The organism is Anaerosolibacter carboniphilus (genome assembly GCF_014205875.1).
Lineage (GTDB): Bacteria > Bacillota > Clostridia > Peptostreptococcales > Thermotaleaceae > Anaerosolibacter > Anaerosolibacter carboniphilus.
This window is the reverse complement of sequence record NZ_JACHEN010000020.1, coordinates 88,499-100,264: the sequence shown is the minus strand read 5'-3', so window position 1 is coordinate 100,264 and position 11,766 is coordinate 88,499. Positions and strand designations below refer to the sequence as shown.

The window sequence follows — 11,766 nt, the reverse complement described above, 5'->3', positions numbered from 1 at the left end:
CACCTCACTTTATATATTCTACATTAACTTCGTAATCCCTTTTTGACACATAAAAAATATCCACCCTTTCGGGTGGACTTTGTCAACAGTCTCAACAAAAGGAAGAAGAGCAGGATTTAATCCTGCTCTTCTTCCTTTTGTTCTTCGTTTTCCTTGTTGATTATCCTTAGTATGATCCGTAGAATAATCATATAAGCATCCATGCTAATATATATGACTAGCAATAGATGATTATGCAGTATCGACACTAAAAACAATGGATACAGTCATTGCTGTAACGATGATTCCAGTGATGCCTGCACCTGCCCAAAGAATGATGATGGGAGCAAGGGCGGTTTTTGGTAATGCGTTGAGTACCACCATATAAGGATCAAGAACTTTCGATGCAAAATCTGACCACCAAAGAAGAATAGCCACGATAGTTCCTAGAAGTGTTCCTGCTATAAATCCTATCACTGTTTCAAAGGTGCTAATGCCCATATGCTTTAGTAGTGAACCATCCTTAACAAGTTGCAAGAATAGTCTCCACATCTGGGAAGGATAGCTGGTTAAGAAGGTATCGATCAGTTTCAGTTGTGCTGCAAGCTCCCAGACGATAAAGAATACAGCCAATAGTGCAATTTGGGTAAAAAGAATAGCACGTCTCCTTCTTTTGACTGCGCACAAATAGTCTAGGTGCTCCTGGGAGAATTCATAGTTTTGTTCCTCGACATTACTATTGCACTTCACTTTATTTAACATGTATATCCAGCTCCTTCCATATGGTGTTGAAATAATGTCTGAATTCAGGAGCTTCCCTTGAAGTAAGAGGTGTTCGTTCCACGTCTAACGTCAATTTGATTTCGTGAACACTCTTTACGCATGCTGGTCTTTTGGACAAAACAACCACTCGATCTGCCATGCTTATAGCTTCTGCTATATCTCTTAAATGGAGAAAGAGAATGAAAATCAATAGACTATCATTAGGTAATCGACATAGGAAGACTAGTATGCTTTTGATAACAATTCATTATTTTCCTTTGAGGAAATGTTGTGCATTATAAAACAAACGAGTATATAATAAGACTATCAGGTATGCATAGGATAATGGCGGTGAGGGTAAAATGTGGAGACATAAATCTCAAATCATTATGATTCAGTGTATTGTTATAATCATTTTTATTTGTGCAGGCTTTTTCAATATAGATAATAAACAAGAAAAAACGACTGGATTTGTGATAGCTACACCTTTGACTGATGCTAATGATACTTTATATGTTAGAATAGTTAAAGAAAGAATAGGCATCGTTTTCACTGCATCTTTGTTCCTGCGTTGCGTATATTTCTTCATAAAGAATATTTTCTTTCTCCCGCTCGCTTTGAGCAAAGAACGATTAAATAAATATAGAGAAGAAAACATGAAATACTGTTTTATAAGGCTAAAAGATTTATTATTACCTAAACATAACTCGGAAAGGTATAAAAGCATCTCTCTTCATTAGGAAACTTAATGAGGAGAGGAGGATACACATGGATGTAATAGCAGTAATCGTTGTCTTTACAATATTTGCTGTTGGAGGCATGCTTCTTATCCGTGCAGGAGAGAAAGAATTAGAAAAAAAGAAAAAAGACTAGATATTGCTTAATAAAAGATGAAAGAAGCCAAAGAATTCTTTGGCTTCTTTCATCTTTTATTAAGCATCTTTTCATTACAAAATACGCACTTTTGATAATATCTTATAGACTACCATGAGGGCAATCAAAAAAATCATTCCAAGAAAGCCATATGCTTTTAAACCAATGAAAATTGCTGCCAATATCATTACAGGATGAATATCTAAAGTCGTAGAAACTAGCTTTGGTTCAATGATTTGTCTCGCTACAGTGACAATCACATAGAGAATCAATAGTCCAACAGCAACAAAGGTATTGCCCAAATAAAGATTATATAACGCAAGGGGTATGTAGACAGCACTGATACCTAGAATAGGGAGTACATCCATAATTGCTGATAAGATACTGAGAATTAAGGCATAATCTATTCCTAATATTGAGAGTCCAATTAACGTCTCAAGAAATGTAAGAAATATCACCGTAGAGTATGCTTTAAAATAGCCTGCAATCATACTACTACCCTCTTTAAGAATGCTATGCATTTTTTCCTTACCGTGAAAGGAAAAAATAGAATAGAATCTTTCTACGATGTCGGGCATATCTTTAGAAAAGAAATAGGTAGCAAGAAATGTAATGAACGCAATCATGAGAGCGACGGGAAGTCCAATGACAAAGGAGATAATGGTATTTAGGATACCTACAGTTACATCAAAGGTACCAGACAGCATGGCTGTAAGTTGGGGATAAGCTTTTTCTATTAGTGCAGGATCTAACTGACCAAAGAAGCTATTAAGTTCGTTAAGATATAGTTCAACATAGCTTCTAATCGTTTCAAGATTAGGGATTTTAGTAAGCAGCAGTCTTGCTTCATTTGTAATTTTATATAATACTGCGGATATTAGGATTCCTAGTAATGAAAACACAAGGGTTGTAGATATAATTGAAGAGATAGCGTTTGATATTTTAAATTTTTTCTGAAGATATTTGTTTAATGGTTTTGTCCATAGAGCTATAATAAACGCCAGAACAAAGGGTAGGGTATACGACAGGGATGAGAAAAACAGAATAAACAACAAAGAAAATGCAACGACGAAGATAGCAGTCTTTTTCAGCTTATCAATAAATACTGGATCTAATATATGAGTCTCCTTTCAGCTTAGATGCAGGTTATATATAGACTTTAATATTGAGAAAACAAATTAGTCATCTACAAGACGATTAGAATGACCCATAGCTTCTCACACTAATTCTATACTCGAAATTATCATACTAATTATACTATTACTTATAATGAATTACTATATCTTTCTCTAGACGCTGTAAGGGTTGGACAGGCTGAGAAAAATAAATTGGTTCTTAATATAGATGAGCTTAATGAAGAACTCAATTTAGCGCTTACAGCTGAATATGATGATTCGATAGGTGGATTTTTATTAGATATCTCGGGAAGCGTTCCTGGAGAAGATGAAAATTCTTCTGTAGGGCATGAAAATCTTGAATTCAAGGCTGAAAAGTCAAAGACTTGTTCTATTATAGCCAAATACATTTATTTCAATTCTATTTCCATCCCAAGTGATTTCGTCAATGATTTGATTTAGCATTTTTCTCTTTTCCTCAAAGCTTAGATTGTCATAGTTTTCAGTGAAATTTTTCATGAGCTCCTGAATAATCTCGATATTCATTTGTTTTATTAAAGAAGATTCATTTTCATCATCAATATCTTGAAGTTTCTTTCTAATCTCTACAATGTGGACGTCGATACTTTCGATTTGTTGTATGATATATTTTGAAGCTGAGGAATTTTGATTTTCTGCTAACTGCAGCGTTAGATTTTGGATAGATGTTTCAAGCTTTGCTAATTCTTTCTCAAGATGTTTTCTATCTAATTCATATACTTTTTTTAGTGTATGGATAGTTTTCTTTTTTAAGCCTAATTCTTTAGCCAGATCACTCTCATCAAACGCAAGTCTCTTAAGTTCACCAAGTACAATTTGATCAGTATCTATACCGTTAAGGTTTTGAATGTTACAGTGTGACCCGCGAGACTGTTCTTTCATGAGGCACTTATAGTAGTAGTGCGTAATGCCTTTGCTTTTATTATGTTTTAAGGAAACGCGCATTTTTGAACCGCATTCTGTACATCTTAATAATCTGGTTAGAATGCCATAGTTTCCTGTACCCGCACGGGGAGCCTTATCAGCATTTGCGTCAATTAGATTTTGCACATGTATCCAGTCTTTCGATGGAATGATACCCATATGATCTCCTACAGCAACAATCCACTCCGATTTATCTTTGCGCATAACTTTATTCTTCTTTTTTTCATCATGCTTATTAAATACCATCAAGCCATGATAGCCATCAAACTCCTGTTTTGGCCCTGCCATGTCTGCACCATAAGATTCAAAGTATTCATAGAGTAATTGATCGGCGACAGCATAAACTGGGTTGGTTAATATCATTTTCAAAGTGCTTTTTTCAAAATTATTCCCATTCCTGGTTTTGACATGACTTTCTAAAGACCAGCTTTCTAATTTGGTCAATGATTCCAATTCCAGGTATTTATAGTAGATTGATCTGATGAGATCAAGCTCTTCAGGGATAGGAGAAAGTCTATAAGCCTTTCGTTTAGAGAGGTTTTCATCTTGATATGTATAAGAAACACTTTCAAAACCGGTTGGAGTAATACCACCTAACCATCTGCCGGATCTTGCTAGCTGGTGCATATTATCACGAATACGTTCAGCAATTGTTTCTCGCTCAAGTTGGGCAAATACAGAAGAGATATACATCATTGCACGCCCCATAGGGGTAGAGGTATCAAACTGTTCGCGAATAGATACAAAAGAGATATTATACGCTTGCAGCATTTCAATGGTATTTGAAAAATCTAATACATTCCTGCTGATACGATCCAAACGATAGCAAATCAGTGTATCAAACTTCTTCTTTTTTGCATCTGAAAGCATCCGTTGATATTCTGGCCTGTCTGTATTTCCCCCAGAAAAGCCTTCATCTTCATATACAACGAAATCATCAATACTGAAATGCTTTATAGCATATTCTTTGCATAACTCTATTTGATTTTGTGTAGATTCACCTTTGCCAGTGAATTTAGATTTTCTAGAATAAATTGCAACTTTCATGTGATCACCTTTTAATCTCATAATTATATAAAGCTAGTTATATAATTATGAGATTAAAAGCGACGGCATTCATAAAGCCATTAAATATATATTATGAAATATACCCTTAATGAGGCAAAGTAGAACAAAGAACCCCTACTTGTTGATTTGAGAAGGTAATAAATAAAATGTGTAGAAATTAGTACTATGAAATAATCAAAGGAGGGATAACCATTGGCAAATTTAAAGACAAATACTATGAGAATTCTTGATAAAGCAGGAATTTTATATAAAACACATGCTTATGATCATGGAGATGGCTTGGTAGATGGTATTTCAGTTGCTTCAAAAATAGGACAGCCTGTTGAAAAGGTTTACAAAACTCTTGTTACCCAAGGAACAACCAGAGAATACTATGTTTTTGTCATTCCTGTTGCTAGAGAACTTGATTTAAAAGCAGCAGCAAAGGCAGTAAATGAAAAAGCGGTTGAGATGATTAAGGTTACTGATATTAACAAAGTTACAGGGTATATTCGCGGGGGATGCTCGCCTATAGGAATGAAAAAAGAATATAAAACTGTACTGGATAGCTCCTGCAGAGAATTAGATACATTCATTGTAAGCGCAGGGAAGATAGGGCATCAAATAGAGTTGGCACCTAAAGATTTAGCGGGCCTTCTACACTGCATGATAGATAGTATCTCTATTTCCAGTTAACAATCAATAAGTTGGCAGCTTTGAGAACATAAAAAACCATGGAACAAATGTCTTTCCATGGTTTTTATAGTTTGTATGTATTTACTCAATTTGTCTATCGGGCTATGGCTGCTTCATCTATATGGATTTCATGATAGTCTTCATGTAGAACTGGCATTTTCAATTTTAAGGATCGCTGCACATCTAAAATTCTTTGATTTTCTGACCCTCGAAATCTTAGTAGTAGATTTTTCTTTTCAAGAATAAAGGGGCCGTCAATGAGTACATCAATGTATTTTAGAAATTCTAGCCAGCCTTCTTTATACTTAAAGCTTTTCACATTGGTCAGTTCCTCGAAGGTATAACCAGTATAACACCAAATATTCAAACCTAATTCCTTTGCCTGCTTGGCAATTTCGAGACATTCTAGGGGTTGTTCGAAGGGTTCGCCACCGCTAAAGGTAATGCCACGATTTAACTTTAAAGTTTCTAATTCCGATATAATATCCTGTGTATCCATGAGGAACCCACCATTGAAGTCATGGGTAGAAGGATTGTGACAGCCTTTACATTTATGCTTACAGCCCTGAGTCCAAATGACCGCTCGAAGACCCGGTCCATCAACAATACTATCCCTCGTCATTTTGTGAGCTAAACGGACGAGCATTTAACCACATCCTTTATATCCTTTTAAAATTATGTTTTACTCTTTGTTTCACTTCTGCAAGCTTCGCGTCGTTGAATCGATCGATTGTTCCTACTAAGTAACCTGTTATTCTCCGAATTCTTTCAAATTTTACCCCGTCTTCTTCTGTTCGACCACATCCAGGGCAAATATCATCGATAACGCCATTGAATCCACAAACAGGATCCCGATCTACAGGGTGATTGATACTGCCATATCCAACCCCTGCATCTTTCATGGCTCTAACAATTGTTTCAAAGGCTTCTAAGTTATCTGAAGGCTTTCCATCCAACTCTATATATGTAATGTGACCTGCATTTGTAAAGGTATGATAAGGCGCCTCTAACTGTATTTTTTCATAAGCGCTTAAGGTGTGATAGACTGGTACATGGAAGGAGTTTGTATAATAGTCCTTGTCTGTAACTCCTGGAATTTCTCCAAATACTTTGCGGTCTATTCGTGTAAACCTTCCGGATAATCCCTCGGCAGGTGTAGCGATTAATGAGAAATTAAGTTTGTATTTTTCGGCCGTAGTATCCAACTTATCACGCATAAACTTTACTATTTTTAGTCCAAGTTCTTGGGCTTTTTGGCTTTCACCGTGATGCTTTCCAATTAAAGCCTTCAATGTTTCAGCCAAGCCAATAAATCCAACCGTTAGGGTACCATGCTTTATGATTTCGCTCAAATCGCTATCCCAGTCAAGTTTATCGGAATCTATCCAAATGCCTTGACCCATTAAGAAAGGAAAGTTCTTTACCCTTTTACTCTGCTGTACCTTCATTCTCTCCATTAGTTGATCAATGACCAGATCAATCTTTTCATTCAACTCTGAGAAAAAACCATCGATATTTGCTTCTCCTTTTGCTGCCTGGCCATGTTTGATTGCCAGTCTTGGCAGGTTGATCGACGTAAAGGAAATATTTCCTCTACCTGTAACAATTTCTCTTTCCTTATCGTAGACATTTCCGATCACCCGGGTTCTACAGCCCATATAGGTGACTTCTGTTTCAGGACGACCAGGTATATAGTACTGAGCATTAAAAGATGCATCTAAGAAGCTAAAGTTGGGGAACAATCTTTTTGCAGATACCCTGCAGGATAATTTAAACAAATCATAGTTCGGGTCTTCAGGATTATAGTTCACGCCTTCCTTAACTTTAAAAATCAGTATTGGAAATATTGCTGTCTCTCCATTTCCAAGGCCTGATTCTGTTGCCAATAGCAGATTTCTAGAAATTGTTCTGCCTTCTATAGAAGTATCTGTCCCAAAGTTTATGCTGCTAAAGGGTACTTGGGCACCTGCTCTTGAATGCATCGTATTAAGATTATGTATAAAAGCTTCCATTGCTTGATAGGTTCTTCTATCAGTTTCTTGGAAAGTATATTTTTTCGTGAATTTATGTATTTTTACAGCTTGTTCTTTGCTGATGTTTAGCTTTTTCGCTAATAAATCTATTTCCACATCCACATAGGAAGGATCATTTTCCATGGTTAATGGGAGTTTAGAAACTAGTTGAGATTCTTGGATAATTTCATCTGCTATTTTCTCTGGTTCTTCATCCTCAAAGCTGCAATATATTGCAATGGCTTTTGCCATATTAGATTTATAAAGTCTTTTGTAAGTCTTCTTTACCCCTAGCGCAAGACCAAAGTCGAAAAAGGGGATACTTTGTCCGCCGTGTTGATCATTTTGGTTGGACTGAATAGCTATAGCAGCTAATGCAGCATAACTCATGATGTCCTGCGGCTCTCTTAAAAAGCCGTGACCTGTAGAGAATCCACCTTCAAACAAGTTGATAATATCTATTTGAGCACAGGTTAGCGTGCCCATATTAAAGAAGTCAAGATCATGAATATGTATATCTCCATTATCGTGGGCAAAGGCATGCTCAGGCTTCAACATATGGGTTTTACAAAACTCCTTTGAAACAGCACTCCCATACTGAAGCATTGTACCCATTGCAGTATTTCCATCAATATTGGCATTTTCTCTTTTTGTGTTACTTTCGGTGGCATCCTTTAGAGTGATTGCTTCTATGGTTCTCATCAAGCGAGATTTTGACTCTCTGCTTCTTGTACGATCTGCCCTATAGAGGATGTAATTTTCGCTTGTCTTTGCATGTCCTGCTTCAATCAATATCTTTATAACCGCATCCTGCACTTGTTCAACAGTAGGAATTTCTCCTATGTATTTTTTGTTCAATAAAGCCATCACATCTTCCGTCAGCTTTTCAGCGATGTCATAGTCTGCTTCCCGGTCTTCTTTCTTAGCGGCAGCCTGGGCTGCTTTAAAAATTGCTGCTGTAATTTTCTGAGGAACAAAGTTAATAATTCGGCCATCTCTCTTCTTGATTTTGTCGATCATTTCCAACTTCCTTTCTTCTATATATTGTGCGCGAATATAGCTGGTGTACTATATATAGATTGAAAAGCAATAAAAAATACCCTCAAGCTTTCCAAAGGGTTATATATTATGTACTCGTTTTTTCTATCTGAAGTAAATTTTAGCAAAATTAGCAGGGATACTCAATAAGAAATTTGGCTCATAATTTATGATTAGAACCGATTTTTTTCTACAAATCTGTCGTTTATGATGTTATTCTCACAGATAATAACTTTATTGATGAAAAGTCTATAGACAGCTTAAATACTGGGATTTATCCATGAAAATAAATATTTTTCGTGATTTGGAAAGGGTAATTTTAATGTAAATGGCTTTGTGTTTGAACAGAGAAATGTGCTAAAATAAAATGAATCAATACAGTGGCTCTGGTCCTAATGCTGGGATCAGAACCTATTTTTTTACGGAGGTGCATTAATATGATGGGTAAGACCCATTTTCAGATAGGTGTATTAAGTTATGTCATTGCTTCAACAGTGCCAGCATTTAATGTATTGCCCTTTGAAGGCGTTGCTCAGAGCTTAACCATTGCAGGAATGGCTGTGGCAGGGATGGCAGGTCTCATGGCTGATGCCGATAGTCAGCACAGTAAAATTAATCATCTTAATCCTGTAACGGGAATGGCCAAAGGAGCAATCAATACGTTAGAAAGGATCATAGAAACAATCATAGGGTTCGTATTTACTCTTGGAATTGGAGTGTACATACTTTTCAATCCAGGAGCTTTTATAGGCATTCTATCAAGTTTAGAGCCTACGAAGGACTATGCAATAACCATTACTTATGCTGCAGCAATTCTTTTCATATTACTTGGATTTATGGGTAGAAAAGGGCGATACCTTTTAAGAAACATACCTGTTATTGGGAATCTATATGAAGGAATTATGTCTATAGTCTACAAAGGAGGAAATTTCTTAAAGCGTGGAGCCATGATCTTAATCTATGGCGGGACAGGAGCAGGGATCATTAGATATAGCTATCTAAATGGCGGGAATATTTATCTATATCTTATTGGACTACTATTCATAGGAATAGCCATATTTCCCCATAGGAGTTTTCTACACTCTATAGAAGGTTTTATACTGTTTGCTATAGCTGCCTGGTACTTGGGCAATAAAATCGGGCATGCATGGATTATGCAGCCCTTTATGATAGGATATTTTAGTCATCTTTATTTGACGGATGCCCTCACCAAAGAGGGGGTTCCCCTTTCCATTATACCAATGATTATAAATAAACTGGGACTTAAGAAAAAACTAAAAAGATTCAAAGTGTATCAAATCATCAATAGCGTTTTAAGTTTTAGGGTAAGGCTACCCCTTATGAGCACAGGAAGTACATGGGGAAATATTTTCGAAAGTTGTTATGTGATAGTCCTTCTTATTGTTGCAGTGAGTTCATTTATTGTATTTAATGGAAATATCAAGCTTATTTAGGTAGATTGAATGAATTTATAAAATAGAGAAAAGACTGGAAAGTGAATTTTCCAGTCTTTTTCAGTTTTAGTTATTCAATTTCCTTAGGATTGCGACGAAGATATTCTTTAAAACATAGGTACCTTTCATCGCTTGTTCGCAGTTTGTGTAGTAAGTTATCTAGAAGAGCCTGAGCATCTTCTAAATCATACTGAAGGTGGCGAAACTCATCCATATTTGTTTTTTGATGGAGGGATGCTTTCATATTCAAGATCTTCTCACGCAAAACAGCAACTTCCTTAGATGCACTGGAAAGTTCTTGACGCAAACAATCATCAGTCGTATCAATGCCTAAATTCCTGGTCATATGTAAAATTGTTTCATAATGCTCCTTGTAGATTCGTTCATCCAGCATGTAGTAATTCCCCCTTGAAGTTCTAAATAAAGTAGTTAGTTTAGCATAACATACTAGATATAGTGCTATGTATCCATTATATTTTAAACAACACTCATTTGCAAGTATCAATCTCTTGTTTGAGTTAATATGGAGTCAATATGTATGATCACACGTTTCTTATCTTTTATAAGTTCACATTCTGATCTATGATAGGATCTTGATAGCCCTGGCTTTAGATTCTTCCATGGAAATGAGCCCTTTCTGCTTTAATGTTTGAAGATGTTGGCGCACTGTATTGATTGATTTCATTCCACAAAGATCAGCGATGTCTCGAACGGATGGAGAGAAACCGAACATTCGATAATAGAACTTGATAGCATTTAAAATCTTGTCTTGACTTGTTGTTAGCATATATACACCTCCTATGGTAGAGTCACTATAGATAGATTATACCGAACGTGAGTTCGATAGTAAAATTCCGAATTAGGCTGAATATGGAAAGAATGAAGAACAAAGATGAGTTAGTTCACTCTAGAAACCATATTCGTATATTTGCTGCCGAACATATGTGCCAGTAAAATATCCTTAGCTAATGTGCCTTATTAATAGTGGTGATGACATGGGAAAAATGGATTTAAGAGAAGTAGCTGATAAGGATCTCATTGTGTTTCTTATGGCGAAGGGATTTTGGAAGGAATAATCTGAGTATGAATTATAATCTAAATGTAATAATTGACACAAAGTTAAAAAAATCAAAAATGCATGTAAAAAGGTTGACCAAATTTACTTTTCAGTTGTCTTATATAGGAGGGGAGCTTAAATATATTTGGGCAATTAGTAAATGTATCTTATGGGTAAACAGGTTACAGGGGGTTACACAAGGAGGGGATAAAGTGGATCGTTTAGCAAAGCAGTTTTTAGAAGAAGATGCGGCAAATAAGGAGCTATATGTCCAGGGAATTATCTTCAAGAATGATAGAGTTCTAGATGTCCTCAATCAAAAGTTTAATGATTACCTGTTTCGAATCAAGCTCTACAGTTATATAAGGAAATCCATTGTCTTTGCAGCCATGGATATAAAGACAATGGAGAGCGAAATCAGAGAAAAAGAAGGTTTGTACTTAAATGTATTGGACGCCGATTTTGAAGAGGAAAGAATCAACACTATTGCCGATGCCCCTATGGATTTTATAGAAGAAATCTATGGGGATAAAGAAAATATAGACTATCGCGAGATTTTTGCAGATAAAGAAGTACTCCAAGCCATAGAAACATTAACGGATAGGCAAAAACAAATCATTCATGAATGTATTATTAAGGATAAAGAAGAAGAAATGGTGGCTAAAGAGCTAGGAATTACAAAACAAGCTGTCAATAAAATCAAACAAGCTGCTTTAAACAAACTGAGAAAAGAGGTAGGAGGGAAGTAATCATGGACATATTTAATGCGT

At 35.9% G+C, this 11,766-nt stretch carries 12 protein-coding genes; 4 read left to right on the top strand and 8 right to left on the bottom strand.

The genetic code is table 11. The features are described from left to right. Positions 1-231 precede the first annotated feature (231 nt). The 3 genes from HNQ80_RS16020 to ytvI all read right to left on the bottom strand — a co-directional run bounded on the left by HNQ80_RS16020 (position 232) and on the right by ytvI (position 2,690). Positions 232-741 carry an ABC transporter permease gene (locus HNQ80_RS16020; RefSeq protein WP_184311675.1) on the bottom strand — a complete coding sequence of 170 codons (510 nt, stop codon included), beginning with the start codon at positions 739-741 and terminating at the stop codon, positions 232-234. After that, on the bottom strand, positions 731-901 hold the full coding sequence (locus HNQ80_RS16015) for a sulfonate/nitrate/taurine transporter ATP-binding protein (protein WP_184311674.1): 171 nt from the start codon (positions 899-901) through the stop codon (positions 731-733). The genes HNQ80_RS16020 and HNQ80_RS16015 overlap by 11 nt, the downstream gene beginning before the upstream one ends. Before the next feature lie 787 nt (positions 902-1,688). Continuing rightward, on the bottom strand, positions 1,689-2,690 hold the full coding sequence (gene ytvI, locus HNQ80_RS16010; protein WP_330602904.1) for a sporulation integral membrane protein YtvI: 1,002 nt from the start codon (positions 2,688-2,690) through the stop codon (positions 1,689-1,691). Positions 2,691-2,942: 252 nt separating this feature from the next. Between ytvI and HNQ80_RS26685 the strand changes: the two genes are divergently transcribed. Beyond that, on the top strand, positions 2,943-3,191 hold the full coding sequence (locus tag HNQ80_RS26685) for a transporter associated domain-containing protein (RefSeq protein ID WP_184311672.1): 249 nt from the start codon (positions 2,943-2,945) through the stop codon (positions 3,189-3,191). Here the strand turns inward: HNQ80_RS26685 and HNQ80_RS16000 are convergent. Beyond that, entirely contained in the window at positions 3,108-4,739 is a 1,632-nt protein-coding gene (locus HNQ80_RS16000) for a recombinase family protein (RefSeq protein ID WP_184311671.1), read from the bottom strand. The genes HNQ80_RS26685 and HNQ80_RS16000 overlap by 84 nt on opposite strands. Before the next feature lie 237 nt (positions 4,740-4,976). On the opposite strand from HNQ80_RS16000, the gene ybaK reads away from it, so the two are divergent. Next, positions 4,977-5,435, top strand: a complete 459-nt coding sequence (ybaK, locus tag HNQ80_RS15995) for a Cys-tRNA(Pro) deacylase (protein ID WP_334297394.1) — start codon at positions 4,977-4,979, stop codon at positions 5,433-5,435. A gap of 94 nt (positions 5,436-5,529) precedes the next feature. On the opposite strand, the gene nrdG is transcribed toward ybaK, so the two are convergent. Then, the gene (gene nrdG, locus HNQ80_RS15990) at positions 5,530-6,081 is read right to left on the bottom strand and encodes an anaerobic ribonucleoside-triphosphate reductase activating protein (protein WP_184311669.1); all 552 of its coding nucleotides are present in this window, start codon (positions 6,079-6,081) and stop codon (positions 5,530-5,532) included. A 13-nt stretch (positions 6,082-6,094) separates the two neighbouring features. Then, complete coding sequence (locus HNQ80_RS15985) at positions 6,095-8,467, bottom strand: anaerobic ribonucleoside triphosphate reductase (RefSeq protein ID WP_184311668.1); 2,373 nt, start codon at positions 8,465-8,467, stop codon at positions 6,095-6,097. 455 nt (positions 8,468-8,922) lie between these two features. On the opposite strand from HNQ80_RS15985, the gene HNQ80_RS15980 reads away from it, so the two are divergent. Continuing rightward, entirely contained in the window at positions 8,923-9,939 is a 1,017-nt protein-coding gene (locus tag HNQ80_RS15980; RefSeq protein ID WP_184311667.1) for a metal-dependent hydrolase, read from the top strand. A 70-nt stretch (positions 9,940-10,009) separates the two neighbouring features. On the opposite strand, the gene HNQ80_RS15975 is transcribed toward HNQ80_RS15980, so the two are convergent. Both HNQ80_RS15975 and HNQ80_RS15970 read right to left on the bottom strand, forming a co-directional pair. Then, a complete protein-coding gene (locus HNQ80_RS15975; RefSeq protein ID WP_184311666.1) occupies positions 10,010-10,333 on the bottom strand; it encodes a hypothetical protein in 324 nt (107 codons plus the stop codon). Positions 10,334-10,519: 186 nt separating this feature from the next. Beyond that, positions 10,520-10,726, bottom strand: a complete 207-nt coding sequence (locus tag HNQ80_RS15970; protein ID WP_184311665.1) for a LexA family protein — start codon at positions 10,724-10,726, stop codon at positions 10,520-10,522. Positions 10,727-11,208: 482 nt separating this feature from the next. Between HNQ80_RS15970 and HNQ80_RS26500 the strand changes: the two genes are divergently transcribed. Further along, a complete protein-coding gene (locus tag HNQ80_RS26500; RefSeq protein ID WP_184311664.1) occupies positions 11,209-11,745 on the top strand; it encodes an RNA polymerase sigma factor in 537 nt (178 codons plus the stop codon). Positions 11,746-11,766 lie beyond the last annotated feature (21 nt).

What these genes read in the sequence shown, in the direction of transcription:
- HNQ80_RS16020 (WP_184311675.1), bottom strand. Translation starts at nt 741, where the DNA reads ATGTTAAATAAAGTGAAGTGCAATAGTAATGTCGAGGAACAAAACTAT.
- HNQ80_RS16015 (WP_184311674.1), bottom strand. Translation starts at nt 901, where the DNA reads ATGGCAGATCGAGTGGTTGTTTTGTCCAAAAGACCAGCATGCGTAAAG.
- HNQ80_RS16000 (WP_184311671.1), bottom strand. Translation starts at nt 4,739, where the DNA reads ATGAAAGTTGCAATTTATTCTAGAAAATCTAAATTCACTGGCAAAGGT.
- ybaK (WP_334297394.1), top strand. Translation starts at nt 4,977, where the DNA reads ATGAGAATTCTTGATAAAGCAGGAATTTTATATAAAACACATGCTTAT.
- nrdG (WP_184311669.1), bottom strand. Translation starts at nt 6,081, where the DNA reads ATGCTCGTCCGTTTAGCTCACAAAATGACGAGGGATAGTATTGTTGAT.
- HNQ80_RS15985 (WP_184311668.1), bottom strand. Translation starts at nt 8,467, where the DNA reads ATGATCGACAAAATCAAGAAGAGAGATGGCCGAATTATTAACTTTGTT.
- HNQ80_RS15980 (WP_184311667.1), top strand. Translation starts at nt 8,923, where the DNA reads ATGATGGGTAAGACCCATTTTCAGATAGGTGTATTAAGTTATGTCATT.
- HNQ80_RS15975 (WP_184311666.1), bottom strand. Translation starts at nt 10,333, where the DNA reads ATGCTGGATGAACGAATCTACAAGGAGCATTATGAAACAATTTTACAT.
- HNQ80_RS15970 (WP_184311665.1), bottom strand. Translation starts at nt 10,726, where the DNA reads ATGCTAACAACAAGTCAAGACAAGATTTTAAATGCTATCAAGTTCTAT.